General features: G+C 57.5%; 20 protein-coding genes. 9 read left to right on the top strand and 11 right to left on the bottom strand.

Features of this window, described 5'->3' with window-relative positions; all coding sequences use genetic code 11:
- Positions 1 to 830 precede the first annotated feature (830 nt).
- Together OUZ30_RS20430 and OUZ30_RS10050 are read right to left on the bottom strand one after the other, a co-directional pair.
- Positions 831 to 1,064, bottom strand: coding sequence for a YgaP family membrane protein (locus OUZ30_RS20430; protein WP_425601515.1), 234 nt, complete (start codon positions 1,062 to 1,064; stop codon positions 831 to 833).
- 193 nt (positions 1,065 to 1,257) lie between these two features.
- Complete coding sequence (locus tag OUZ30_RS10050) at positions 1,258 to 1,647, bottom strand: hypothetical protein (protein ID WP_266183154.1); 390 nt, start codon at positions 1,645 to 1,647, stop codon at positions 1,258 to 1,260.
- A gap of 820 nt (positions 1,648 to 2,467) precedes the next feature.
- On the opposite strand from OUZ30_RS10050, the gene OUZ30_RS10045 reads away from it, so the two are divergent.
- Together OUZ30_RS10045 and OUZ30_RS10040 are read left to right on the top strand one after the other, a co-directional pair.
- The gene (locus OUZ30_RS10045) at positions 2,468 to 3,343 is read left to right on the top strand and encodes an HD domain-containing protein (protein WP_266182110.1); all 876 of its coding nucleotides are present in this window, start codon (positions 2,468 to 2,470) and stop codon (positions 3,341 to 3,343) included.
- A gap of 581 nt (positions 3,344 to 3,924) precedes the next feature.
- The gene (locus OUZ30_RS10040) at positions 3,925 to 4,746 is read left to right on the top strand and encodes an alpha/beta fold hydrolase (RefSeq protein WP_266182109.1); all 822 of its coding nucleotides are present in this window, start codon (positions 3,925 to 3,927) and stop codon (positions 4,744 to 4,746) included.
- A gap of 191 nt (positions 4,747 to 4,937) precedes the next feature.
- Here OUZ30_RS10040 and OUZ30_RS10035 read toward each other — a convergent pair whose 3' ends face one another.
- Positions 4,938 to 6,218: a PAS domain-containing sensor histidine kinase gene (locus OUZ30_RS10035; protein WP_266182107.1), complete on the bottom strand. Its 1,281-nt coding sequence runs from the start codon at positions 6,216 to 6,218 to the stop codon at positions 4,938 to 4,940.
- 224 nt (positions 6,219 to 6,442) lie between these two features.
- On the opposite strand from OUZ30_RS10035, the gene OUZ30_RS10030 reads away from it, so the two are divergent.
- The 4 genes from OUZ30_RS10030 (at position 6,443) to OUZ30_RS10015 (ending at position 10,631) form a co-directional block, all read left to right on the top strand.
- A complete protein-coding gene (locus OUZ30_RS10030; protein WP_283255889.1) occupies positions 6,443 to 7,915 on the top strand; it encodes a catalase in 1,473 nt (490 codons plus the stop codon).
- A 128-nt stretch (positions 7,916 to 8,043) separates the two neighbouring features.
- Positions 8,044 to 9,459 (top strand): cytochrome ubiquinol oxidase subunit I, encoded by a 1,416-nt coding sequence (locus tag OUZ30_RS10025; RefSeq protein ID WP_266182105.1) that lies wholly within the window; start codon positions 8,044 to 8,046, stop codon positions 9,457 to 9,459.
- A gap of 15 nt (positions 9,460 to 9,474) precedes the next feature.
- Entirely contained in the window at positions 9,475 to 10,482 is a 1,008-nt protein-coding gene (gene cydB, locus OUZ30_RS10020) for a cytochrome d ubiquinol oxidase subunit II (RefSeq protein ID WP_266182104.1), read from the top strand.
- Positions 10,482 to 10,631 carry a DUF2474 domain-containing protein gene (locus OUZ30_RS10015; protein ID WP_266182102.1) on the top strand — a complete coding sequence of 50 codons (150 nt, stop codon included), beginning with the start codon at positions 10,482 to 10,484 and terminating at the stop codon, positions 10,629 to 10,631. The genes cydB and OUZ30_RS10015 overlap by 1 nt, the downstream gene beginning before the upstream one ends.
- A 639-nt stretch (positions 10,632 to 11,270) precedes the next feature.
- Here the strand turns inward: OUZ30_RS10015 and OUZ30_RS10010 are convergent.
- From OUZ30_RS10010 to OUZ30_RS09990, 5 genes are all read right to left on the bottom strand, one after another.
- Complete coding sequence (locus OUZ30_RS10010; RefSeq protein WP_266182101.1) at positions 11,271 to 11,696, bottom strand: cupin domain-containing protein; 426 nt, start codon at positions 11,694 to 11,696, stop codon at positions 11,271 to 11,273.
- 83 nt (positions 11,697 to 11,779) lie between these two features.
- Positions 11,780 to 12,259: a carboxymuconolactone decarboxylase family protein gene (locus OUZ30_RS10005; RefSeq protein ID WP_266182100.1), complete on the bottom strand. Its 480-nt coding sequence runs from the start codon at positions 12,257 to 12,259 to the stop codon at positions 11,780 to 11,782.
- A gap of 499 nt (positions 12,260 to 12,758) precedes the next feature.
- Positions 12,759 to 13,832, bottom strand: coding sequence for a LysR family transcriptional regulator (locus tag OUZ30_RS10000; protein ID WP_266182099.1), 1,074 nt, complete (start codon positions 13,830 to 13,832; stop codon positions 12,759 to 12,761).
- A gap of 175 nt (positions 13,833 to 14,007) precedes the next feature.
- Positions 14,008 to 14,619: a TMEM175 family protein gene (locus OUZ30_RS09995; RefSeq protein WP_266182098.1), complete on the bottom strand. Its 612-nt coding sequence runs from the start codon at positions 14,617 to 14,619 to the stop codon at positions 14,008 to 14,010.
- Between the two features lie 564 nt (positions 14,620 to 15,183).
- Positions 15,184 to 16,086 (bottom strand): RNA polymerase sigma-70 factor, encoded by a 903-nt coding sequence (locus tag OUZ30_RS09990; RefSeq protein ID WP_266182097.1) that lies wholly within the window; start codon positions 16,084 to 16,086, stop codon positions 15,184 to 15,186.
- A gap of 368 nt (positions 16,087 to 16,454) precedes the next feature.
- On the opposite strand from OUZ30_RS09990, the gene OUZ30_RS09985 reads away from it, so the two are divergent.
- Complete coding sequence (locus OUZ30_RS09985; RefSeq protein ID WP_266182096.1) at positions 16,455 to 16,685, top strand: hypothetical protein; 231 nt, start codon at positions 16,455 to 16,457, stop codon at positions 16,683 to 16,685.
- Between the two features lie 542 nt (positions 16,686 to 17,227).
- Here the strand turns inward: OUZ30_RS09985 and OUZ30_RS09980 are convergent.
- Positions 17,228 to 18,142, bottom strand: a complete 915-nt coding sequence (locus tag OUZ30_RS09980; RefSeq protein WP_266182095.1) for an MBL fold metallo-hydrolase — start codon at positions 18,140 to 18,142, stop codon at positions 17,228 to 17,230.
- 989 nt (positions 18,143 to 19,131) lie between these two features.
- Between OUZ30_RS09980 and OUZ30_RS09975 the strand changes: the two genes are divergently transcribed.
- Positions 19,132 to 20,529 (top strand): NAD(P)/FAD-dependent oxidoreductase, encoded by a 1,398-nt coding sequence (locus tag OUZ30_RS09975; protein WP_266182094.1) that lies wholly within the window; start codon positions 19,132 to 19,134, stop codon positions 20,527 to 20,529.
- Between the two features lie 485 nt (positions 20,530 to 21,014).
- Here the strand turns inward: OUZ30_RS09975 and OUZ30_RS09970 are convergent, their stop codons facing one another.
- The gene (locus OUZ30_RS09970; RefSeq protein WP_266182093.1) at positions 21,015 to 21,782 is read right to left on the bottom strand and encodes a hypothetical protein; all 768 of its coding nucleotides are present in this window, start codon (positions 21,780 to 21,782) and stop codon (positions 21,015 to 21,017) included.
- Between the two features lie 737 nt (positions 21,783 to 22,519).
- Positions 22,520 to 23,509, bottom strand: coding sequence for a helix-turn-helix domain-containing protein (locus tag OUZ30_RS09965; RefSeq protein ID WP_266182092.1), 990 nt, complete (start codon positions 23,507 to 23,509; stop codon positions 22,520 to 22,522).
- Between the two features lie 1,077 nt (positions 23,510 to 24,586).
- Here OUZ30_RS09965 and OUZ30_RS09960 point away from each other — a divergent pair.
- The gene (locus OUZ30_RS09960) at positions 24,587 to 25,192 is read left to right on the top strand and encodes an AfsR/SARP family transcriptional regulator (RefSeq protein ID WP_266182091.1); all 606 of its coding nucleotides are present in this window, start codon (positions 24,587 to 24,589) and stop codon (positions 25,190 to 25,192) included.
- Positions 25,193 to 25,641 lie beyond the last annotated feature (449 nt).

The following is a 25,641-nucleotide window of genomic DNA, read 5'->3' as shown; positions in this document are numbered from 1 at the left end:
TCTCAAGCCTATGGGCGAAGCGCTGTGCAGCTCCTTACAAAATGTCGATCTTTTCGTGAACGCGCCGAAACCGAGCACGAAGACGCGGGATATCGCCCCTCTCTTCGTTTAGCTCGGCGGCTTTTTGCTCAGTCCAGCCACGATCGCCCGCCCTGCCCCATTACGCCGTCATCCACACGAACCACGGCGCAAGCAAGCTGACTATTTGCACAAGTGGCGCTGGAGCTTTCTCTCTCATCGGCGGAAGGCACGCTGCGACAACCTAGATGATCGAAACGGGATTAACGGGCCGGATATCATCGAGGTTGTCGAAAACTGCAGCAACCAAGTGACCTACGCACACGTGGCCTGGCGTTCCGATAACGCAATCAAAAGAGCGCTCCTTAACCGAACCCTTCAACAGATCGCGGGTACGTCGGAGATCTCCAAGGCTCACAGACACCAGCTAGCCATGGGAGTCAGACGCGTCGAAATGCGCGCGACACCCAACAGCCGATGGCCCGCAGAAGCGGGCCGATTTCAAATAGCTCGGCCGAAGTTTTTTGTTGCGACAGCAATGGTAAAACCGGGTCGATCTAAAAACGTGCGTAGTTAGGACTAGGCGTTAGCCGGAACGCGTCGCAGGGATGCGGGGCTCGGCGAGACTATGGGGAGACATCGCAGGCGCACGGTGAGCCCGACCGGAGCCCGCTCCCTGATTCTGGCATCGACTTACGATCCTGGTCGCCAGCAGCGAACTCTTAAGATCCGCATGGCTTATCACTCACTGCCTCCTGAAGAAATGCGCGCTTCTGAGTAGGATCTCGTGCGTCGGCGAGCCAATGTGCCACTCATCGCCAGTACCGCAGCTCACTATTTCTTGCCAATCGCCTTCCCGCGAGCGCACAGGCGGGGCAGAACCCCACCACGCCTGTGAAACCGAATCCTACGCACGCCAGTGCGACGACCCAGTTCCACGGATGGGAAATCATGACGATACCAAGCATGGCAGCGATCGCGGCGAGTACGACGCGCGTGATGCGCTCCCCGCTAGGAATGTTTTTCACAAAGAATGCAGTTCTCATAAAAGACATGGCAGCGACTCCTATTTGTTGTATCAGCCGTACGACTCAATGGCGCGTGTCTCAGCGAACAAATATTCAGTTACGTAGTTCGGAGAAGACGCTCATTTGTGCGAATCTCCTCCGCCCTCAGCGGAGGCTCAAGATTCCAAAAGATCGATTAGATTCCGGCGATAAATATGCCCCCAGACATTTTTTAGTACGTAAGATTCGTGCGCGCTTTGTCCGGTGATCCATCCACCCGCCAAATGCTATCCAGTAGGTCCCACACGCTGTCTTCATCGCCATCTGCCAACAACTCGCACGGAGATTTTCCACCGTTGACGCGTTGGTGCGTACATATCCAATGACCAGCTCGCTTTCTGTTGCCAACATTTTCAATTAACGCTAGCGCCAATTTCGGATGCCGATATTCGAGAATATCGATCGCGCTGGAGACCAACTCCTCGCGCCACATCACGACACTCGCGATATCATTTGCGATGTCCTCAAACGTGCTACCTGATTTGTCCACCTTGGTACTCCTTTGCGGCTTCAAAAAGAGAGCAGGAGATTGACCCGCGTTACGATCAGCAGCGCGTGCCATCACGAATGGATCTTAGGAACGAAATCACTATTTCTGCCCGACCCAGCGCCACTAACTGCTCTGCAGTGAGATGTCCCAACTCTGCTATTGGTGTCGTCCTGTACCACTCCGTGACGGCGGCCGGCCTTGACTCTATTTCGGCGGCCACTCGTAGCACCGCCAGGGCTACGGGTATCAGAGTGAACAGGGTGCTGTAGCTGTGTTCGCCAACAGGCGATATCAGTTTGTCGGATGGGTCCGCTGCGTAGGCCGCCACCACAAGCAAACGCAGCGATGACTTAGCGATAGGTTTGTTCAAAGACATGCCAGTCATAACAACACGCTCCCGCCAACAATGGCATTCGCGAACGATTCACCGGCCCCGGCAAAAATAAGCGCCGATTGAAGTCTCGAAGACGGCTGACTCAATCTGAGTGGTCGCTGGCGTTGAACAAAGCGTAGTTTTGACCACGATGTGGCGGTAGGTCCGCTCTTGTATTCGCAGTGTTGCGGAGCGCGCACCAATCCCCGATGTGACGCGCACGCACCGCCATGGCGCCGCGACGACAGGGCGTGGAGATACCTGAATTCCAGCTAGATCAAGCGCGCTTTCGTTAGCGTGAACCAGCTGGCCATATCCGATTGCCCGCATTGGTTCTCAAACGGAAACATAGTGACGTCTCGTGAGGACCTACTGTTCAACAACGTCTAAGCTCAAGATGTCAGCCATTAGTTCCCCCGGGCGCGGGCTCGCTCGTCATAGGTTTGCGAGGTTTTGCTGGTAACGCTATGGCATCTGGGTGACGGAACCACCCACGGTCCAGCGAAAACCAGGCGATAGGTGAAGATCACCGTTGCATGGCCTGCTGCTCGTATGGTCGCGGTGCCACAGCGGGTTCCTCGCGCAGCGAGTTACGCCCTGTCGGATCCAATCGCACCGCCAAAGCCCTTGTGGGCTTCTGCCGATTGGTCGAGCTATCCGATGAATTTGTCAGGCGCTATCCGAAATAGGCTTATGAAACAGAGATCAACTCCTAGCCACGCACTGGCTACCTCCACCACGATAGGGTCAACGTTCCCAAGGCGCCTGATCGCCAACGTTGCCGTCCCGAATACACCGCTGGTATCCCGCGCCATCGAATATGTTCGCGATTATTCCGAACCCTACCTTTTCAACCATGTGATGCGCTCGTGGCTCTTCGCCGCCACGCTCGCCGAGTTTCGGGGGGTGCCATACGATCCGGAAGTACTTGCCGTGTCCTTGCTCTTACATGACCTCGGTCTGGCTGAAGCATTCAGCGGTCCGCTTCGATTCGAAGTAGAGAGCGCAAATGCCGCCCGAGCATTTGCCCGCAAGGAAGGTCTGGACGAGCGGCGAGCGCAGCTTATTTGGGACAGCGTCGCACTGAACTCCACGCCATCGATAGGACTCCACAAAGAATCAGAGGTGGCACTTTGCACGATGGGCATTGGCGTCGACTGGGGCGGCGGGTGGTGCTACGACTCCATCGATGATCATCGGATGAAATCTATAGTTGAAGCTTTTCCACGATTGAAAATGAAGGAACGCTTCACACGGACTATTTGCGGGATTGTTGAGTCACGACCTGAGACGACATATGACAACTTTGCGCGAGATTTTGGTGAGCGATTTATCCCCGGCTACCGTCGACCGTCACTCGTTGACTCATTGCTCAATTCTCCGTTTGAAGAGTAGGTGTGACTACCCGCATCTCGAAGACCCACGTTCCCGTCATGCATCGCGGCTGTAAGCCGAAGCCACCTCTTACCGGTCCCGCCCGAAACACAGAGTGACCGCTATTTGGCGGTACAGAACGGGCAACGTACGGGCGCACTGGATGGATCTTCTGAATCGAACTATGAGTACTTTCCGGTTTTACCCAAAGTGGAATGGTGGACTTTACTGCACCGGTCCAGGAGGCACGCTTGAGCTCGAGCTACCCATGGTCATTGCCACGGCTTACCTACCCACTGAGGAGTCCTGGTTGATTGACGCGCCTCATTGGGCAAGGGACAAGTGGCCAGTACTTAGACACGAGCTGGAAGCCTGGTGCCATAAGAACAGGGTCAACTTCATCATTGACTCGGTGGCCAGAATTTACTGATTACGCCGCGCCACTTTGAAATTACGCAGACCAGCTTATGGAGCGCCAATCGCATGGCGAAAGCGATTTCCAAGGATCGCTACAAGCATTGGACGGACCCACCCTTTCGGTCTGATATCAACCCCTCGCCTTCCGTACATATCCCTCGCACGATGAGATTGGAGTTGGAGCTATGAGTACATTCACCACCAAAGATGGAACCGAGATCTATTACAAGGACTGGGGCGACGGTCCAGTCGTCACATTCTCTCACGGCTGGCCATTAACCGCGGACGCGTGGGACGGTCAAATGCTCTTTCTTGCGCAGAATGGTTTTCGTGTCATCGCGCACGACCGTCGCGGTCACGGACGTTCCAGCCAGGCGACTCATGGAAATGATATGAATGGCTATGCTGACGATCTTGCGGCTCTCGTCGAAGAGCTCGATCTGAGAGATGTCACCATGGTCGGTCATTCCACCGGCGGCGGCGAGGTGGCTCGCTACATCGCCCGACATGGCACCAGCCGCGTGGCCAAGGCCATCCTTATAGGTGCGGTTCCACCGATCATGGTTCAGACAAATGCGAATCCCGACGGCATTCCTCTGAACGTATTTAACGAGATGCGCAGCACAATCAGCCGGGATAGATCGCAGTTCTACGAAGATCTCTCGCTACCGTTCTACGGCGCGAACCGTCCGGGATCGAAGGTCTCGCCGGGAACGCTCCGGCAGTTCTGGACGTGGAGCATGCAGGCCGGCCTGAAGAATGCCTATGAGTGCATCAAGGCATTTTCCGAAACGGACTTCTCGGATGACCTTGCCAAGTTCGATATCCCCACTTTGATTCTTCACGGTGAGGACGACCAGATCGTACCGATCAAGGAGTCGGCCCTGAAATCCATGACCCTCATCAAGGGAGCCAAAGCCATCTTCTATCCAGGTGCGCCCCACGGCATGACGACGACGCACCAGAATCAGGTCAACGCGGACCTGCTCGCCTTCCTTAAGACCTGATCGCAACCGGTCACCATGTCAGCGGCGCGGGCGGCATCTCAGTTATGTCGCCTGCCCTACCCGTGTAGTGGTTACCCTCTTTGCGTTACGCGACCGCATCCAAAGAGAGGCGAGAAACTGCACTCCATGCCAGGTCCTCAAATGCACTGAATTTTATCGGATTGAGCGTCGATTTTCCCCATGTCTCCGTGCTAAGCAAGTCCTTCCATCGCCGGCGAAGACATAAATTGTGCTGACATCGATTTCCTGGCAAGTGGAAGCCACACGGTGAATTTCGCACCCCGCCCCAGTCCCTCCGACAGGACGCTTATGCGCCCAGCGTGAGCTTTTACCAGCTCGTTGACTACCGCCAGACCAATACCAAGTCCATCGGTGGTGGAAGGATGCGCTCCTAACTCCTGATCAAACATGCTGAACACATGCGGGAGGAATTCTCGCGATATGCCGACGCCATCATCGGCCACTGCAATCTTTGCAAAGCCATCATCCGCTCCAACGCAAACATGGATGCGTCCTCCTGACTCACTGAACTTGATTGCGTTGTGCAGGAGATTCGAGACGATCTGTTCCATTCTCACCGGATCGCCTATGCATCCGTAATCGGATCCTTCGATGTCAACGATGATGCTTCTGTCGGGTGCAGATTCCGCCATTGCGGCCGACACGTCACGCACCAACTCATCGACATTGACAAGAATGGGTTCGAGCCTGATCTTTCCAGCTCTGGCCCGAGATAGCTCGAGGAGATCGTCGACGATCCTTGTCATTCGCCGGGTGGCGCCACGCAAATCTCGAAGATCTTCACGAGTCCGTTGTTCTCGCGCGTCATCCGAAACCTCCAGAAGCCGTTCGATCACCATAAGAATCATGGTTAAGGGCTGCTTAAGTTCGTGGGATATCAAGGCGATACATCGGTCTTTGTATGCGTCGGCGTTCAATGCCTCGTCACAGCGAACTTCCTGTGCAATCAGTCGCGATAGCAAAGCATCAAATCGTTCCCGAATCTCGGTCACATTGCATAGGAACAACGCGCGCCTTCCAGACCCATCGACTTCTGCGCCGAGGATAGACATCCTTGCCATGCAAAAGACCCGCCGACCGGATCTGTGGCGATACCACCTTGAGTGCCCGTTGTCGAAAAACGGGTCTAGTGAGGATTCCGCGGCTTCAGATGACGCGGAGGAGTCAACCACGGCCAGCATGGATCGACCGATCATGTCGCATGCGTTATAGCCGAACATATCCTGCGCCCCCGCATTCCACGCCAGGATCATGCCGTCGTGGTCGGTGATGATGATCGCCACGGATCTTGAGGAAGCGGCAGCAACCCCCCACTGGGTTCCTGGGTCGGCCAATGCTCTTGGCCCAATCTGTGGCGTTGTCAGATCCGTCATATAAGCCCTAAGACTCTTGTCCATTGACAGGCAAGCCTTCACGGTTAGCGAGGCCGGCGTCTTAATAATCAGGTTCATGCTATGCGACTGACGTCTGCCCTGATAGAGACTGACGATTGATCTCTCCGTTGATCGGGACGCAACAATGGGCGGTGCTTTAAGAGGTAAGCAAACCACGAAGCGCGGTGGAAAGTCGCTTTCCATATCACGCGAAGCGGGTGCTTTCGCACGTCACTGGTGCTGCGATGGAAACACAGTAACGCTTCGCGGGGGCCTACAACGAACAGGTGCCTAAGGTCAGGATGTTCATCGCCTCCCACCAAGGTGACACCATGAGCAAGCTTACGACGTCTTTCGGCGCACCAGTCGCTGACGACAACAACACGATGACCGCCGGACCACGCGGACCGGCGCTTCTCCAAGACGTCTGGTTTCTTGAGAAGATCGCGCATTTCGATCGCGAGGTGATTCCAGAACGCCGCATGCACGCAAAGGGCGCTGGCGCCTTTGGCACGTTCACCGTCACACATGACATTACTCGTTTCACGAAAGCAAAGGTCTTCTCTTGCCTCGGAAAGAGGACGGAGATGTTTGCGCGGTTTTCCACCGTGGCAGGTGAACGAGGCGCAGCGGATGCGGAACGCGACATCCGTGGATTTGCCCTGAAGTTCTATACCGAAGAGGGCAATTGGGATCTGGTGGGAAACAACACACCCGTGTTCTTCATTCGAGATCCGCTTAAGTTTCCCGACCTCAATCATGCCGTAAAACGAGATCCCCGCACCGGTATGCGTAGCGCCCAAAATAACTGGGATTACTGGACGTTACTTCCAGAGGCGTTACACCAAGTGACAATCGTCATGAGCGATCGAGGAATACCGCGCAGCTTTCGTCACATGCACGGGTTTGGCAGTCATACCTACAGCTTCATAAACACGGAGAATGAACGATTCTGGGTCAAGTTCACCTTCAAGACTCAGCAAGGCATCCAGAACCTGACCGACCAGGAGGCGGCGGCGTTGGTTGGCTCGGACCGGGAGAGCAATCAACGTGATTTGTACGAGGCCATTGAACGCGGCGAATTCCCCAGGTGGACGCTTTACGTCCAGGTCATGCCCGAAGCTGAAGCTAATAGCTATCACATCAATCCCTTTGATTTGACGAAAGTCTGGCCCCACAGGGACTATCCGTTGATCGAGGTAGGCGAGTTCGAGCTGAATCGCAACCCGGATAATTTCTTTGCGGACGTGGAACAAGCGGCGTTCAGCCCAGCGGTGATCGTTCCGGGTATAGGTTTCTCACCGGACAAAATGTTGCACGGCCGCCTCTTCTCCTACGGCGACACCCAGCGTTATCGCCTTGGCGTGAACTACTCGCAGATTCCCGTCAATGCACCGAAGTGCCCGTTCTCCAGTTATCACCGGGATGGCGCCATGCGCGTCGACGGCAATGGCGGCGGGTCGACCAGCTATGAACCAAATAGTCGCGGCGAACTGCAGGCTCAACCCACCTACGCAGATCTTCCCCTCAACATTGAGGGAACAGCGTCGCGATGGAATCATCGTGAGGACACCGACTATTTCTCTCAGCCTGGCGATCTCTTCCGCATGATGACGCCCGGGCAACGGCAAATGCTGTTCGAGAACTCAGCCCGATCAATCAAGGGTGTGTCTCAGGACGTCATTGATCGACACATTGCCAACTGCACCCTGGCGGATCCGGCCTATGGGAAAGGTGTCGCTGACGCAATTGCCAAGTTGGGACAGGCAGGCTAGTGCCTCTTCGGAGCATCGCAGATCACCATGGGACGGTGGTCGTGACATCGCCGATCGACACACGTCGACTCGATCGCCAAATCCCGCGTCCTTTTTAGAAGGCCACCTCGAGAAATTCAGATCCAGTCATGCTTCCCTTCACGGCCCTAGAGCTCGCACGAATCCAATTTGGATTCACTGTTGCCTTTCACATCATCTTTCCAGCCATCACCATCGGCCTGGCGAGCTACCTGGCCGTGCTGGAGGGGGTGTGGCTGTGGAAGAAGCAAGACATCTACAAGGACCTGTACCTGTTCTGGTCGAAAATATTTGCCGTGAATTTCGCCATGGGCGTCGTCTCCGGCCTGGTGATGGCCTACGAGTTCGGCACCAACTGGAGCCGCTATTCGTCATTTGCCGGGAGCGTCACCGGCCCTTTGCTGGCCTACGAAGTGCTCACCGCCTTTTTCTTGGAGGCGGGTTTTCTCGGCGTGATGCTCTTCGGATGGAAGAGGGTAGGCCGAAATCTCCATTTTTTTTCGAGCATCATGGTCGCGATCGGAACGTTACTTTCCGCGACATGGATCCTGGCATCCAATAGCTGGATGCAGACCCCGCAGGGCTACAGCATTGTTGACGGCGTGGTCGTCCCGGTGGACTGGGTCGCTGTCATCTTCAACCCTTCCTTCCCATACCGTCTCGCGCACATGTGCATGGCCGCCATGATCGCCACAGCCCTCTTCGTCGGCGCTTCGGGCGCCTGGCATATTCTCAAGGGAGATCGCCGGCCGGCGATCAAGAAGATGTTTTCCATGGCCATGTGGATGCTGTTGTTTGCTGCCCCCATCCAGATCCTCATTGGCGATGCCCATGGTCTCAATACGCTAAAGCATCAGCCTGCCAAGATCGCAGCTATCGAAGGTCACTGGGACAACATAGCCAACGGGAAAGGCGTACCTCTGCTGCTCTTCGGTCTACCGAACATGGGAGAGGAGCGGACGGACTATGGGGTAGGAGTGCCCCACCTCGGCAGCCTTATCCTCACCCACACGTGGAGCGGCACAATCCAGGGCCTTAAAGAATTTCCCCGCGAGGACAGGCCCAACGCCGCTATTCTCTTCTGGAGCTTCCGCGTCATGGTCGGACTCGGCGTCCTGACGGTTTTCCTTGCGATGCTGGGTGCCTATACGCGTTGGCGAGGAACCATGTATGAGTCGCGAATATTGGCTCACTTCACGCTGCTCATGGGCCCCGCCGGACTCATCGCCATGCTGGCAGGCTGGTTCACCACGGAGATCGGTCGCCAACCATGGGTCGTCTACGGACTCATGCGAACCAAGGATGCGGTGTCCAATCACTCCGTGCTGACACTATCCGTCGCACTCCTCGTGCTGATGGTGATGTACACGGTCGTTTTCGGCACTGGCATCACCTATATGTTCAAACTCGTCCAGCAAGGCCCGAGGGAGCATGACGTCGCCGAAGGCGATTCCTTGAATCAAAGGCCATCACGCCCTTTGTCCGCAGCCGTGGGGCCCTCGAATTCCGCTGAGCGGAAGCAATAGTCCTGGAGACGAGACATGGGTATCGATCTGCCTCTTTTGTGGCTACTAATCATCGGATTCGGGGTCATGATGTATGTGATCATGGATGGGTTCGATCTCGGCATCGGAATCCTATTCCTCTTCATCCGCGAGCGTGACCACCGCGACACGATGGTCAACACAGTGGCTCCGGTTTGGGATGGCAATGAAACCTGGCTTGTACTGGGGGGCTCTGGCCTCATGGCTGCCTTTCCCAAGGCCTATGGCATCTTGCTCAGTGCGTTTTATGTCCCGCTACTTCTGATGCTCGCGGGACTCATCTGGCGCGGGGTCTCGTTCGAATTTCGGTTCAAGGCAGACGATACGCATAGGCCGTTCTGGGACAAGGCATTCATAGCTGGATCCTTTACGGCAGCCTTCTTTCAGGGCGTTGTGCTCGGCGCTTTCATCGATGGCGTACACGTCGTCGATGGCGCCAGTGCCGACGGGGTCATGTCTTGGATGAGGCCGTTCCCAATCTTCACGGGCATCGGTGTGGTTATCGCATATGCCCTGCTCGGAGTAACGTGGCTCATCCTGAAGACGGAGGGCGCACTCCAGCTCAGCATGATCCACATCGCTCGCCCCATCACTATGGCCGTCCTGGCCGCCATCGTGATCGTTGCCCTGTGGACGCCGCTTGCTCATCCAGCCATCGCGCATCGATGGTTCAAGCTGCCCAACCTCTGGTTCTTCACGCCCGTCCCAGTCCTCGTCGTCATGGCCACGGCCTTCATTCTCCGCATGCTGAAGAACGACCCTCATGCGGGCCCGTTTCTGTGGTCACTGGTTCTGATTTTCCTAGGGTACTCGGGCCTCGTCATAAGTATCTGGCCGAATATCATTCCCCCTTCCATCTCGATCTGGGAGGTCGCCGCACCTACCCAAAGCCTGGGCTTCACCCTGGTTGGCGCGCTGCTTATCATCCCCATGATCCTTGGTTACTCCGCTTGGTCGTATTACGTCTTCCGTGGAAAAGTCCGCGTTGGCGATGGCTATCATTAATGGAGCGCGCGTCCCACGCAGGCAAAAACCAGACCCTCCCTCATCGTGTCGGCTGGCTCATTCTCATCTGGTTATGCAGCGTATTGGCGCTGGGCACTGTGGCGCTCGCGATGCGCATGCTGATGAAGCTCGCCGGAATGGCTGCATGACATTCGGTAGCCGCCAGGGCTTGTGAAGTACTGGCAATCTGACCGAGCCTGCCAGGTATGCCCCTCGTGAATAAGGCTTGCCGCGACGGATAAGCCCGCCCAGTATCTCCGTGACCGATTCGAACGACCCGGCCTCCTCCAAAACCGAGCTTGGGCGAAGCATGCCCATGGCGTGGGATGCATCGCTCAATGCCCCGGGAACCGGGCGTCAACACGAAGTAGAAGGAAGAAAATATCGCCTCTTGTATCCGGCGACTCGCATGGCGAGGTCATGTCGCCGATCTATGCGACTACCGGCGCCATTTCGTGGAAAGGCCTGAGTTGGAAGCCATGGGATCAAGATGGAAGCAAATACGCGACTTCGCCGGCGGCATGGTTGTAAACGCGCTCGGCCAATGCCGTTCCGCTCTCGACCGGGGCTGCATGAGCACAGCAGCCGCTCATGGCACGCTCCTTTAGCGTTTCTCTAATGTGCCGGCCGTTCGATCGACTATTGCGGCTTCCATGGTCCGAACGGCTTAGACTCGGTGCAAATGCAACGCCCCGCCGACTACCCTGGCCACGTCGCTTGCAGCGCGAGCCCTCCTCTGGCACGCCGCTCTCGATGCGGCGGCTGACCAGAGGCAGTGAAGTTGGAGCTCAGGGCACAACCCGCAACACGGGTTCATTCTGGTTCTTCAGAAGAAGAACCACGAACTTGGCTGGTTTCGAGCGGCTTGCGTTGCGACCGACCGTGTGGACATCATCGGGGCCTTCATAGAAGGTTTGCCCCGGCGTCAGCGTCACTTCCTTGCCCCCATTGAGGCTCATCACGATGGAGCCCTCGAGCACGTAGACGAACGCATGGGCGTTGTGGCGATGCACCGGATCGACAGCACCCGGCGGATACACGACGGTGAGCATCAGGGCTTCCTTGCCGGGATAGTCTTTCAGGGCTTTGGTCATCAGCTCCGCCACCTTGGCCTGGGGAGGTGCCGCTCCAGTAGACGCCGGCGCAGTGGCATGGGCAACAGCAACTCCGGAGCCCAGCAGGCCGAGCAGTACAAATGCTTTCAATGTACGCATGCGCATTTCCTTTAGTGCGGCGCCACATGGCAGCCGCAGAGTCGCACAGACAGCTGACGCGGCAGAGCCGCGTCAGAGCAAAGTCAGGTCAATCCGGCCTTGTCGAGTCCATACGCCTTATCGAGTCCGCCAGGGACTGGCCTGAAGGCGACGTTGATGCGGTTCCACGCGTTGATCGCCATGACTGCGTAGGTGAGATCGACAAGTTCTTGCTCAGAGAACTGCTCGCGTACGTGCTCGTAAACGTCGTCGGGAACGCCATCATACGGCAGCTGGGTCAACACCTCGGTCCACGCCAGTGCGGCGCGTTCACGGGGGCTAAACAGTGTGGATTCATACCAAGCCGGCAAGTGAAACAGGCGCAACGGTCGTTCGCCATCAATCACAGTTTGCTTGAGATGCATGTCAAGACAGAAAGTGCAGCCGTTGATTTGCGATGCACGAATTTCGACGAGATGGCATATGGACTTTTCGACGCTGGACTGGCTCGCCTGAGTGCTGAAGGCGACCAACTTGTTGAAGAGCTCGGGGGATTTCTTAAAATAGTCAATCCGCTGGGACATGGCTTGAATCCTCGGTAGGCGCGTGAATATGCCTCAGGATGGCTGAGGTGCCCGCCACACGCTGAAGGGCGTAGCTGCGCAAGCATAAAATGCTTCCCTCGCTCCCAGTAGTTCCCTTGAAGGCTTCACCGTGTTGCTGCGTGCGCAACAATTCGCCGATCGTGTCACAAGCGGAGTAACCGAATCGTCTACTTGGAACGGGCTACCTGCAGTTTGAATCCAATCCACTCTCGGTGGCCGACACGAAACCGATATTCAATAAATAGACGACCAATGCCCCATCTCGCCCTGGTCACGTCCACTCGGCGAGTAGTGAACCCATCGCATTAAGTTTCTCAGCGACTTACACTGAAGTCATCGCGTTTATCACCGTTCCGGTGGCTTCATCGATGTGACTTAGGGCAGACACCCGATCCCATCGGCCGCTTTAGCGATTGCCGATGTCGATGTGCCGCGCTCGTTGGTGCCGGCGTTGACTCACTGCGTTGCCGGCAAGACATCAATCGAGCGCATCGAGGATGCGGGAGTTAACGATGTGTTCGCGGCTCGGTTCGAGGGTGTGAATCGATTCGTTTGCAGCCAGTGAAGGCACTGAATTACCCACCACATATTTTAGGTCCAATGCGCGAACTGCCTCTGTGACATAGTCAATGAACACCCGAATTCGGGCAGGCAGATGCCGCCTGCTCTGATAGCACAAGTAATGACCACGATCATCGGGCGCCTGTGATTCCAGGCACGGCACGAGCTGACCATCACGCAAGTCACTGGCCACTTGATAACCAGCGAGCTGCGCGATGCCGAAGCCATCCCGCACACTTTGGTGCACAAGGCCCACATCATTGAACGTGCATATCGACGGCGGCGAGATCTTGCGACGTTGGCCATCGATCTTGAATTCCCAATCGGCAACTCTCCCTGACGAGTTCCGAAGGTTGATGCAGATGTGCTTCGCAAGATCATCAACGCTTTGTGGCGCACCGTATCGGCGGATATATGCTGGGGATGCACAGACTAGCAATTGCATGGGAACCAGGCGCTTGGCGATTATCCGGCTGTCCTCGAGCAACCCGTCTCTAATGGCGACATCAACGCGGTCCATGATGAAGTCTGCGGGTCGGTCATCCAGCTGCAAATCAAGCGATATCTCCGGATAGCGGGCGCAGAAGTCCGCTAACAGTGGTGCCAGGATCTGACGGCCAAAACCCATTGAAGCACTAATCCGCAGATGACCTCGCGGCGGACCGGCCCGCAGCTCTCGCATGTCTTCGAGGGCCTGCACGATGCGCTGGACGCCGGGGTGACAGTTTTCATAAAAGAGCTCACCCTCCCTTGTCAGGGAGGTACTTCGTGTCGTTCGGAGAAAGAGTCTCGCGTTGAGTTGGTCCTCAAGCTTCTGGACATTCCGGCTGACCGCGGAGCGGCAAATTCCCAAGCGGTCGGCCGCACGGGCGAAGCTGCCTTCTGCGACCACGGCGATGAATGCAACGACACCGGTGTAGCTGGCTGTAAAGCTGGACGCCAACGAATCCGTCGCGTCGCTATGTGGCCTGTCGTGAAGATCGAGAGTCATATGGGACATACCTGCTGATTTCCTGCCTGAAATGCGGGTGACGGCGCGCAGTAAGGCCAAAACCGGCTACCCCGTGCGACCTAGTCGTATCAGCCAATGGATTTGTGACATGGATTCGCGGCACCCCTGATCAACCACATCGGGTCAAACCGTGCGATGGTCTCCAGGGCCCTTCCTATCCCCCGCTCTTTGCTCGACTCGAGCTTTCCGGCACAAACCACATTCCCGCCACCGCCGCGTATAGGCCGCAGGACATGCCCGGCCAACGAAAAGCAAGCACGATCGCTACGACGTGAGCGCAGATAGAAAGCTTCGTCTTCCGACAGAATCCAAGAGTCTTCTGAAGGTCCGACTGCGTACCACCATTGGCGTTGACCAGGGCGCAAGAGAGGAACTTCCATGAAAGCATCGTTAACAACAAGGTGAGACCGTAGAAGACCGTTGGGACGCATGCGGGTCTCGGCGTGGCCTTGTTTAGCCAAGCAATGGAGAATGGGAACAGCGACAAGCAGCAGAGAAACAGGAGATTGGACCACATCACCGTGCCGTTGATGCGCCTGATCAACGTGAGAACGTGGTGATGGTTGTTCCAGTAAAAGCCCACATAGAGGAAGTTGATGCCATAACTCAGGAATACGCCTCCTTCTTCCAGGAGCGATCCCCACGTCGGCGCCGAAGGAACTTTCAAATCGAGCGCCATGACCGTTATCACGACGGCGAAGACACCGTCGGAAAAAGTCTCGAGTCTTTCTTTTTCGATGACGACACCTGACGGAGGACTATGCACCGTTTCGCCACGGCGAGCGAAGCGCTAGATGCACGGGTTCAAAGGCATGCGGAAAATGCGGCGGAAGGTGATCATGGTCGCCACGCTTTCGCGACGTGGTTAAAGTCAGTGAAACGGACGAGTCAATCTGCACACGATAAGGGACTTGTGACAAAAATGGAGCGAAAAATTGGTGCGCCACTGGCAATTTGACAGATACCTAAGCGCACCTACTGGCAATCGATCTTCTTATCTAGCATTGGTGATAAAGCAGCCGTCGCCTTGCCTTTGGTACTGTCGCGTATCACAAAGATCGAATACTGGCGATTTACAGTGCCAGACGCTCCATAACGATCGTTATTCGACCAGATCAGGGATCAATTTGCGTTGGGTGGCCTGCCGGACCGATCCAGAATATTCACCGACACATCGGACCACTATCTGAAACGGACTTGACCGAGAGTTGCGCGGGAAGCGTCACCGCAGCACGCTAGGGCGTGGGCCACGTCGTCCGTCTTTCGACCCTCGAATCGGATGGTCGCGGCAGTTGGGTCAGCGGCCGATCGCGAGCGACCATGCTGGTGATCATCTTCCAATGGTCGCAAATAACGGGACGCCAAGCTTAGACGCAACGCGAGCGAGCTTCTCCGGGTTGCGCTGAATGAGGAGGCGAACGACATGATCGCCGTCCGTCTCGATCGTCTGCACCGACTCAAGCGAATCGTGGATATAGCGCAGCACGCTGGTCTCGCCATTGATGGATGCCAGCTGGACCCGAACGTTACCTTTGTACCTCAGAGTAGCTGCGTACAGGAGCTGTGCTATCCGCTGGCCGCCAAGCATCGGCTCAGGGAAACTAGGCTTCATACCGCCGCCGTCGCCGATCATTTCGGCGTTTTCGGCCAAGATAGACCCTAGAAGCTTGAATTGCCCGAGAGACAGCGCCTGTGCGAATCGCTCAACGATTCGCCCGTGCGCCTCCGGTGACACGGTAAACCGCGGCTGACCGTCTCGCAGTTGTGACTTTGCCCGATGCACTATCTGACGAACGCTCGCCTCATTCTTGCCGATCCCGTTTGCAATGTCGGCGTAGCTCTCGTCAAAGATTTCGCGCAAGAGAAATGCGGCGCGGGCTTCGGGCGCGAGACGCTCCAGCATGGAGAGCAGTGCCACCGAGACTTCGCCGTGACGCTCTTGGATCTGCTCAGGGGTTGCAGGGCCTTCCGTCAATACAGGCTCGGGCAGCCATTGGCCGACATAGTGCTCACGACGAGCTTTCAATGCGCGGAGACGGTCGATTGCCACTCGCGTGGTCACTGTCACTAGCCACGCTTCAGCGTTCTTGACGGTGGACTGCTCGGTGTCATGCCACCGAAGCCAGACATCCTGTACGACGTCTTCGGCGTCCGCCATCGAGCCCAGGATGCTATAGGCAATGGCCTGCAGGCGGGCCCGAATTCGATGGAAGGTGGCATTGGCATCGTTCACAGCAATCAGCCGCTGGCTAACCCAGCCCCATTGAAGTGATGGACCTATTTGTCACGGCGCCGTGAAGATGACCGAAAAATCACGAGGCCGCGATTCCGATAGCTCACAAGATGGAGCGAATTATCCATCATTGAGCACGCCCCGCACATCGGACTCCTACCCTAGCTCGTGCATTCCGGCAAAAACTGTTCCCCACTCTTCAGCGAAAGGTCAACTACTGGCACGTGATTGCGGTTAGCTCGAATGCTTGGTGAAGGTGAGGTATAGCACCCCTCTTGCGGTAGCGGTTACATGGCTCCTGAAGCGCTAGTTGCTGTCACCGGTTTCCAGGATTTAGCAGCGTCGCGCAACCCCGGTCGAGGAGCGCCGTGGTTATCTTGGCATCGCCATACGCGCTGGCCCGCCCGGCAAAGCTGAGACTGGTGGTGATGGTCAGACTTGTGTGCTTGTTTGAGCTTGCCGATGAGATGAAACGGCAAGGCATTGGCGGCTTGCAAGCGCTGCACGTAAGCCAGTTCATTCAGGATCAACGTGTCGGCGTCGATGACGCGTATGCCGACCGCTGTCGCTTGCCGCCCACCTTCTTCTTAGGTGGCTAGGAGTTGCCTAAGGCGTCTTTTAGTTCGAAGGAGATTCGCGGGAGGCACCCAGGGCACGGCGATATCGTGAAATCACACTGCGCTTCTTCCACGCGACCGTAACTTCTCCTCGCTTCACATGGCTTCGCCATGCATTGACGGATCGTTGACCGCTTCAGACGCATTACGGAAGGCCGCCCCGTTAGGCACCCATTTGGCGAAAGTTGCCGGATACCTAGATTGTCTCCGGGCGTCCGGCACTGATCGGATTTCCTTTGACGTCGAATTGGTGGAGATGGGTTCTATCCACCTCCACCTTGAGTTACCGAAGCACTAGCTTGCGGCGCGATGCCTTCCATCGCGGAGAGGAACTTCTCGCGCCGCGGGAGCATCCTCTTCATCGTGTACTCGGCACCAGCAGAGATGCGCTGGCCCAGCGTCGCGCGCCTCTCGTCGGGGGGCTTGGCCATCACCGCGGCACAAGCCCGTTGCGACAACGCCCGATGATTGGATCAGCACCTACTTAACGCAGGACCCTTCGGGTCCATCACGCCGACACCCGCTCAGTAATCCCAGCCGGCCGGTATAAAGCGAAACGCGTCGCCAGCGATCGCCACCCGGCCGACGGACGGAAACGGTAAGTGGGCAGCTACCACCGGCTCACCGGTCGCTGCCAACTCTCGCAAAAGGTGGTTCCGAACGCGGACCGCCTCATCAGGGTCGTGGTCGAAAGCGTTGTGCCAGTCAGGGTGATCGAAATGGTTCGGAAATACGGCGTCGCCGAGGAAGGTCAGCCGGTCGCCGCCCGATGCCAGGCGGACCACACTATGCCCGGCGGTGTGGCCGCCGGTGCAACAGACCAGCACCCCCGGGGCTACCTCGTACTCCGTTTCGAATGGGCGTAGCTGGCTGCGGTACATATCGACAAACCGCTCTTCGGCTGACCGGAGGGCGTCCGGAAACCCGCCAAACGTATTGTGCGAGAAATCTGGCGATGCCCAGAACTCGGCCTCGGCGGCCGCCAGGTGGATCGGTACGTCCGGACGCAGCCGATTCCTGAGACTGTCGGCGAGCAACCCACCCACATGGTCCACGTGCAGGTGAGTAAGGACCACATCGGTCACAGATGCAGGATCGATGCCTGCGGCGTCCAATCGAGAAGCCAACCGCCCGATTCCCGGGATGTCCGGAAATTCCGCCCCTGCCCCAGAGTCGACGAGGACGGTCCGATTGCCGCTACGCACCACGACCACGTTCAGCGGCCACTTGTACACGTCCGTCGGCTGGTGCCCATCGTTCAGCCAGGCCGCCAGGTCTGCCGAATCGACATTGGTGGCCAATGTCGCGGCTGGCAGTGAAAGCACCCCATCGCTGATCACCAGCACGTCAATCTCGCCGATCCGCAGCGCGTAACGGGACGGAACCAGCTCGTCGAGGCCCTGGTTACCGGGGCGCGAAGTGTTATCTACGGAAAACATTATGAAATCTCCAGGAGGACTGCCCGAGTGCCGGGCCAAACCAGTCGATCGACCAGCGGCAAGTCTCCGTGCAGCGCCCAGGTCTTTCGGGCACGGGTCACGGCGACGGCTCAGCGTAGATAGCAAAGGCGCGATGCAGTAGGCCTGCAACCGAGATCACTCTGGTGCCTGATGCGCACCAAAGGCGAAGGCCTGCTCACGGTCATCGTCGCCCTGCGCCAATGGGGATCCGAGACATGCTTTTCGCCTGGCGATACGTACGGACGACTTGTTGAGGCCAAGACCGGAAAGCCATTGGCGCGCATGGAGGTCCGATCGCGAGACGGTAGATCACTCACTGCGGCGGATTTGACGCTCAAATAGTGAGTCTGCGGCGTGGAACTTCTTATGCTTGCTTGTTGGCGGTGTCGGGTCTGGGTTGTAAGAGGAGGTCCGTTTGCAGTTCGTCTCCTTCAGTGGAGCGGCACCGCCTGCCTTTGCCTGAATAGCAAGAGCCGCCCTACCCTCGATAACGCTCCCTAATCACCCTCGAGAAGGTCACCGAAATAACGACGGCTCGCCCGCTCGAACTCGCCGTGGTCGCAAGCTTGCTCGAACAGCTGAGTATCCTCCTGCAGGTCGGCCGGTCGATCGTGAAAACCTCGTCGCCGAGCGTGAGCTGGAGGCGACGCAGCGGGCGACGCAATCGCGCCCGTACAACCTCTTCGCGGCCTTCCAGCCACAACATCGTGGCCAGGGCGTCACGCCCGACTGCGCCCTTCGCTTCGGCCAGGTAAACCGGCAGTGAGGCCTTCGCGCAAGGCCAGCGGGCACTGCCGATCGTCCCGACGGATCTCTGGAAATCTAAGCGTCCGCACGCTGAACAGAGCCATAGCGAGGGGCCCTCAATGATGGCGTCCAGGGGACGCCCAGGGGACGAGGCAGTCTTATTATTCCGTGTGGGCGACGCTTACTGCACTCAGCGCGACCGCTTGAGCGGGAGGATGGCCATGAAGAATCTGGGCGAGCATGCGATCGTGATCGGTGCCAGCATCGGTGGGCTCCTGGCCGCCCGCGCACTATCGGATTTTTATACCACGGTCACCGTGCTCGAACGCGATGCCTTCCCTGCAGCAGACACGCCGCGCAAGGGCGTCCCACAGGGTCGCCATATCCACGGCTTGCTTGCGCGCGGAAGCACGCTACTCGAAGAGTTCTTTCCTGGATATAACACCGAGGTCGTCACGCAAAGCGGTGGGTTGACCGGTGATGTCGTCAACGACGTGATCTGGATGGGATGCAACGTCAGGCTTGCCAATGGCAAGAGCGACCTGATCGGACTGCTTGCGAGTCGTCCCGTGCTCGAAGGCCACCTGCGCCGACGGCTTCTGCGGTTGCCGAACGTTCGCGCCATGGAACATTGCGCTGTGCGGGGTCTTGCCGCCACCCCCGATAGCCAGGACGTGACCGGCGTGCGCGCATGTGTCGAGGGCAAGCAGGAAGAGACGATCAACGCGGACCTTGTCGTCGATGCGACTGGTCGCGGCTCGTCCAGCGCGAAGTGGCTTGAAAAGCTCGGCTACCAGGCGCCAGTCGAAGATAAGGTCCATATCGGCATCTCCTACAGGACGCGTACCTACCGGCGTCGGCCAACGGATCTTGGCGGCAAGCTCGGCGTCGTCGTCGCCGGTAGCGAGCCAAACTGGCGGAACGGCGCCATGCTTGCGCAGGAGGGCGATAGTTGGATCGTGAGTGCCGGCGGTTTTCTTGGCGATGACGCGCCCGACGATGAGCAAGGCTTTCTCGCATTTCTGGCAACGCTGCCAACCACCGAGATTCACGATGTTGTCGCGCGCGCGGAGCCTTTAACTGAATTCACTCGCTACGGCTACGTCGCCAGCCAGCGACAGCGTTACGAGAAGCTCGCGCGCTTCCCCGAAAGCTACCTGGTCTTTGGTGATGCCTTCTGCAGCTTCAACCCTATCTACGGCCAGGGCATGACGGTCGCGGCGTTAGAGGCGCAGGTCCTGCAAGAGTGCCTTCGCGCGGGCTCCACTGATCTTGCGCGCCGATTCTTCAAGGCGGCCGCGACGATCGTGGACATTCCATGGGACATAGCGGTAGGCAGCGACCTCCGCAATCGGCAAGTCGAAGGCGCCCGCCCGCCGATGCTGCGCTTCATCAACTGGTATATCGGCAAGCTTCATCTTGCCGCGACCAAGGACAGCACGCTGGCGATCGCGTTTCTGAAGGTCGTCAACCTGATGATGCCGCCGACCTCGCTGCTCAGCCCTGCCATCGCCAGGCGGGTCTGGCGGGGTAACCGGCGGCGAGGGCAATCGATTGCCGCGCCTGAAATCGAAACGCGAAGCGGCATGGATCATCGCCATCACCGGTCAACACTGTGATTCCGGCGAAGGCGCCTAGGCGTGCTCGCCATGATCGCCTTCAGGATATCCGCCGACTTTGAAGCCGACTATCTATGCCGGCAGGTCGACGGCCGTCCGAAAGACGGTTTCTCGTCGTCCCCCTGAAGTTGAAGTAACAGACCTGGATAACGATCGCGCGCAGTGACAGGTTCAACGTCGACGACCTGATCATTCTTCTCCACAGGCCAAGTGATGAACACCAGGTCCTCGCCCCAGTTCTCTACCTCCGATAACACGGGCTAATCGCCCTGGCGGGAGGCAGGCTTGCAGCGGGCATCGGGCTCTCAAGTTGCAAGTGTTCGTTCCAAAGCCGGGACTTCGCGCCACCGACAAGCACTATGTCATGCGGAGCATTGACCATAGAAAATACTTAACACGTCAATGTTTGGTATTGCTTACAAAGTGTGCCTGGACTCGCCGGCCCATGGCATGAGCGCACAGCCACGCGCCAGGATCGACAACCTTTATTTGCCTGGTGGTTGTTGCTGCTGAAGCGTCTGCGAATCTGGCGAAAACGGAATTTTTAAGTCGAAGTCCTGCACGACGTCATCCTTGCCTGTCAGGGACACGCCGGCGTTCCAGATTATGGTCTTTGACCCGATATCCGCCTCGTCGGATACCACAACTTCGAAACCGCGATGGATTTCGATGCTCGTCGGATACACGCATCGATCTGCGTGCTGAGCGATGATCATCGAACGCAGCGCGTGAATTACAACCGCATTCAAATTGGTATCGGTCGTGTCCTCAGGAAGTGTTGTGGCTGCATGAGTTGGTGGACTGGATTCTTGATCCACCTTCCACTTGCCATTTCCACCATGTCCGCCAGACCAACTGCCCGACAACGGGGCTGCCGCTTTGACTTGGTCTGCTTGCCAGTTAACGCTTATTTGACCAGTATCGCCGCGACTGTAATCGTACGTGTCAGAGAGGTTCACTAGCCCGCCGACCACAACCCCAACTACGGCTTTTACATCTTTAGTGCCGGTGGTCTTTAGCGTGACCGTCAGCGTTGCCGGCTGAGTTCTCAGTATGACTTGACAATCTTGCGACGAACTACCTGGGGCCGCGACAAAACTGTAAGTCGGTATAGCGAGAAATTCAGCCCGTGCCAGGCTGAGAACCTCGGACAAAGGAACTGTTGGCGGGGTTCGCTTTACTGGTTGGTTGCAACATGCCGTAAGCAATATCGCAGGAAATACCGTTAATGAAGCTGCATATGCGCGGCGCATAGCCCCTCCCTCAGTGCTTGGCTCGCAGACCGTACTGAGAGAAACAGGCATCAACTACACGTCGTATGGACTATGGCAAGTCCAAATCAGGTGTCGTATCGCGCAGGCTCATGCGGCTTTGCGCTTCGGATTCACTGTTTGCAGCACGAGTGACAGACCCCTTGTGAGCGAAAGCAGTCGCCCTTCCCTACCCTCGATAACTTGACCTAATCAACTGAAGCGAGCTTGGCTTCCAAGCAAGCCGGCACTGCAATCTCTCAGTATCGAGAGCTGCCGGGACGTTACAAGCCGCCCTGCCAGGTGCAACACCCGACTGCTGGATCTCGCGCAACAGCCTGCTAAGGCGTTGCAACGCCCCGCGACTGGCACGCAACGCTTTACCCTTCCGAGTCTCGCAACGGCCATGGTCAGCATTTCCAGCAAATAAGTCTGGGTGCCAGGACTTTAGCCTACGCAACGGAATCCGTAACTACCAAGAATGCGAAATCAAAGGCGTCCCGTCGAAGGTGGTTCCGGCTGCCTGTGGCCTTGACTAGGCTGGTTCGCCATGTGTGCTCGCAGCCTTGAAACTTGAGCCGCATCGACCGACAACTTGAGCCATCTCTGCCTAAAAAACTTGTGCTGTTTCGTTCGACTGCCGAAAAAGATGGGCCGGTGCGCTGCTTGAGCCAAGAAACTTGGGCCGCAGATTTGCCTTTTCCAGCCGCCTGTAGGTTCCGCGGCATCGGGTGGCACCTCTAGTCATCCTCGGGCCGTGGGAAATCTCCGAGACTCAGCTCGGATGGGTCCAGTTTGAATTCCTCATCAATACCCAGCTTCTTGAGGATGGCCGGCAGCACCTGGTGGATCACACGCATGCCGACCAGCAGCTCGTTCATATAGATGTCGGGATGAATGCGCCCCGCGTTGAAGCCCAGGCTCTCCGCTTCCGCCTTATGGCTCAACGCATCGCTGGAGTCGTACACCAGATTCAATAACTCGGCCCTCAGGGGGACGCCCGCCTGAAACGCCTTGTCTTTGACCAGGCAGATCCACTTCTCGTAATCGGCGCGAATCTTGGCGCGAAACCTGCCGAAATGAGGCGCGAAGTCCTTGTCCACGTCCACCTTGGTCGCCGCCAACTCGATCAGGCCGGGCTCGATGTTCTCGGCGGGAGTTTCCATGAGGCCCAGCTCCTCGCGATCGAAGAGCTCGCACAGGTACGCCGCGTAGAAGCCGTAGACGTCATTGAGCGCCCTAAAAATCGCCAGAATCGTGCGCGAATAAGGATTGGCTTCAATGGCATCTAGAAGTGCGCAATCAGTGGCTTCGTCTTCCCAGGCGTCGTCGAAATTCAGATCGATGTCGCGAGGATAGGCGGGTGGGATCGGGGCGCCGATCTCCTTCAAAATGCTGACCGTCGCCCCGATCAACAGATCAAGTTCGTCTTGCAGCGGAACGGTGGTGTAGCCCGTTTCGGCGCCTTCGAGCGCAAAGTTGGCTAGGAATGCGATCAGTCGCTGCCACTTCTTTGCTGCTTCGAGGGAACCGGCGGACACCACGACGTCGGGATCTAGGTCGCCGATCTGGGCCAACTCACGGAGTCGCCCCTCCATCTCGAAGGAGATGTAGTCCCCCTTCTTCCACTTGCTTACCTGGGTCGGGGACACGCCGAGCTTTAGGCTGAGCTCCTTCTGGCTGTAGCCAGTGGCGGTTAGGGCTAGCTGGACCAGGGCATTGCTGCTCACGGCGGGGGCTCCAGGGCGTGGTGTACTAAATTTCATGAAAGATGAAGTACACATATCGTCACCAAGATGAGCATCGCCGTCAAGATATTTAGTAAATATGACTTGATGCCCCACGCCCGGCTTGACTCTGTTGGAAGCGGGGCCCTGATCAAAGGGTTAGCCCGGCTTTATGACACATGGCTCCTTTTCGCATGATGGTGTTCGCCGCCCTGCGCCGGCTTGACCGCTATCGCGCGGGCAAATTTTGCAGCAGTTCGAAAGGACCACCACTTTGCTCTTGGAAGTCGTAGAGCGATATCCCTTCAAGGTGTAACTCCAAGTTTGACCAACTATCCATCCCACCTAAGGTGGAAACGACGCCTCGGTATGAGTGCGTCTCCTCGGGGCTATCCAGTGGCGTCATTGGCTCTATCCAAGACTAGAGGGCCCAAGGTGGGACGGGCGTAGCCGGGCCTGGGTGGACGGGATTGTGTTGAAGGGCGCAGCAAGATCGGCCGAAGCCCCGCCAAAGTGGGCCATTCAGTCAATACTGGTCTCTGACACACTTCGATGCCATGCCCTAACCGTTCCCGGCATCTTGCGCCGCGACGTGGCCGCACCAAGGCGAAAGTCGAGGGATATACCCAATACATCTTGGCCAGCGCGAGCATATTTCCGCGCAGAGTCGGGGGTGTCGCGCTGATCGGTTGGTGTCCTGGTCGAAAGCGGACATGACTATTGAAGCGAACAATAGGTAATTTTACGGCCCCCTGGATACGTGACTCTACGCTTGTCGAGCGATTCTCCCGAAAGGAAAATTCAGGCCATCTGGATGATGTGGTCATACGAAGGGCCGGTTAATTTGTTCGCGGGGAAGTGAGTCGGATGCTCACCATCGCATGGGCAATCGGCATGCCCTCTTTATGTTCACAAGTCACTGACTCCGACAGCGATCGTCGAGAAGCCTGCGGAAACGGCCGATAGCTGTCTTCCCATGGCCGAAGGATTCGAGCTATGAGCGATGCGAAGCGCATGGTGGCTGTGATTGGCCGCCTGGGCATTCACCCTGTGGCTCGCTTGTCGCTAGCCGGGAGCCGCATGCTTGCCTATCTTGCTGTCCACGGCTGTCCTGTCGCGCGTGGTCGCGCTTCGGCGGCGCTCTGGCCTGATCTTCCCGACGACTCAGGGCGGGCCAATTTGCGGCGCACGCTTTGGCAGTTGCCGCGTGGCTGGGTGCTGGCAATCGGTGACCAGTTGCAGTTGGACGCAGAGACCGATTACTCCCATGCGTACCATGTCGCTGCCAAAGCGCTTCAAGGTCAAGCCTTGACCTATGATGAAATTAGCCTGCTGTCGAACGATGTGCTTCCGGGCTGGTACGAAGAGTGGGCGCTTCAGGCTGGCGAGGGATTTCACCAGCTTCGCCTGCAAGCACTGGAAGCCGCGTGCCGAAACATGACAGCACTGGGTCAGCACGGCCTTGCGACCCAGGCAGGCTCTGCCGCCGTCGCGGCGGAACCGCTGAGGGAGTCGGCCGCCGAAGCGCTCATCGAAGCGCATCTTGCGCAGCGGAATCGCTATGAGGCCGTACAGTGCTTCCGCTTACTTGCACAACGGCTGCACAGCGAACTGGGCGTCCTGCCCGATCCCGCCTTGTCCCTCCGCTTCTCAGCCATTGGGCTGCCCACGGGTACCACGCCCTGAGCCAGTCGAGCGCAACCATTGTCCGCGCCTTGCGCAAGGCTGGCACAGATGGCGCCTGATAGTTGACTGCGGACGTTCGATGGACGATTCGAGGACGCTCGCATGACGAGGCCGTTACGCACAGGCGACGGGAGGCGCAGTGCTGGCGAGCGGAAGTGTAGCGCGCGGGCGCACCGAAATGGACGGCTCATCTGCTCAACTAGCCGCGCTGCACCGTTGGAAGTTGTGCCAAGACCACGCGCAAGGCGCCTTGCCATCGGATTAACTTGAGCTAATGAAGCCTTTGAGGCCGAGCGCAGCCGGGTGGGCGCGCCACGGCCGTCCAGGCGGTTGGTGAAGATTTGACGGCAGGTAAAGCAACGTAGCGATTCGTATGGGGAAAAGCTCTTTCCGGTGGCGCAGGGTCAAAGGGGGGCTGCAGCCTGATTGATCCAACAGAGAACATCCGA

Origin of the sequence: Dyella humicola, from assembly GCF_026283945.1 — a bacterium.
Taxonomy (GTDB): Bacteria; Pseudomonadota; Gammaproteobacteria; order Xanthomonadales; family Rhodanobacteraceae; genus Dyella; species Dyella humicola.
This window is presented reverse-complemented; position numbering and strand designations above follow the sequence as displayed.

Bases quoted from the DNA above. Each gene is read 5' to 3' on its own strand.
- OUZ30_RS10010 (WP_266182101.1), bottom strand. From the start codon at position 11,696: ATGCGTACATTGAAAGCATTTGTACTGCTCGGCCTGCTGGGCTCCGGA.
- OUZ30_RS10015 (WP_266182102.1), top strand. From the start codon at position 10,482: ATGGAGCGCGCGTCCCACGCAGGCAAAAACCAGACCCTCCCTCATCGT.
- OUZ30_RS09975 (WP_266182094.1), top strand. From the start codon at position 19,132: ATGAAGAATCTGGGCGAGCATGCGATCGTGATCGGTGCCAGCATCGGT.
- cydB (WP_266182104.1), top strand. From the start codon at position 9,475: ATGGGTATCGATCTGCCTCTTTTGTGGCTACTAATCATCGGATTCGGG.
- OUZ30_RS10030 (WP_283255889.1), top strand. From the start codon at position 6,443: ATGTTCATCGCCTCCCACCAAGGTGACACCATGAGCAAGCTTACGACG.
- OUZ30_RS09980 (WP_266182095.1), bottom strand. From the start codon at position 18,142: ATGTTTTCCGTAGATAACACTTCGCGCCCCGGTAACCAGGGCCTCGAC.
- OUZ30_RS09970 (WP_266182093.1), bottom strand. From the start codon at position 21,782: ATGCGCCGCGCATATGCAGCTTCATTAACGGTATTTCCTGCGATATTG.
- OUZ30_RS10040 (WP_266182109.1), top strand. From the start codon at position 3,925: ATGAGTACATTCACCACCAAAGATGGAACCGAGATCTATTACAAGGAC.
- OUZ30_RS09960 (WP_266182091.1), top strand. From the start codon at position 24,587: ATGCTTGCCTATCTTGCTGTCCACGGCTGTCCTGTCGCGCGTGGTCGC.
- OUZ30_RS10025 (WP_266182105.1), top strand. From the start codon at position 8,044: ATGCTTCCCTTCACGGCCCTAGAGCTCGCACGAATCCAATTTGGATTC.
- OUZ30_RS10050 (WP_266183154.1), bottom strand. From the start codon at position 1,647: ATGGCACGCGCTGCTGATCGTAACGCGGGTCAATCTCCTGCTCTCTTT.
- OUZ30_RS10000 (WP_266182099.1), bottom strand. From the start codon at position 13,832: ATGACTCTCGATCTTCACGACAGGCCACATAGCGACGCGACGGATTCG.
- OUZ30_RS10005 (WP_266182100.1), bottom strand. From the start codon at position 12,259: ATGTCCCAGCGGATTGACTATTTTAAGAAATCCCCCGAGCTCTTCAAC.
- OUZ30_RS20430 (WP_425601515.1), bottom strand. From the start codon at position 1,064: ATGAGAACTGCATTCTTTGTGAAAAACATTCCTAGCGGGGAGCGCATC.
- OUZ30_RS10035 (WP_266182107.1), bottom strand. From the start codon at position 6,218: ATGAACCTGATTATTAAGACGCCGGCCTCGCTAACCGTGAAGGCTTGC.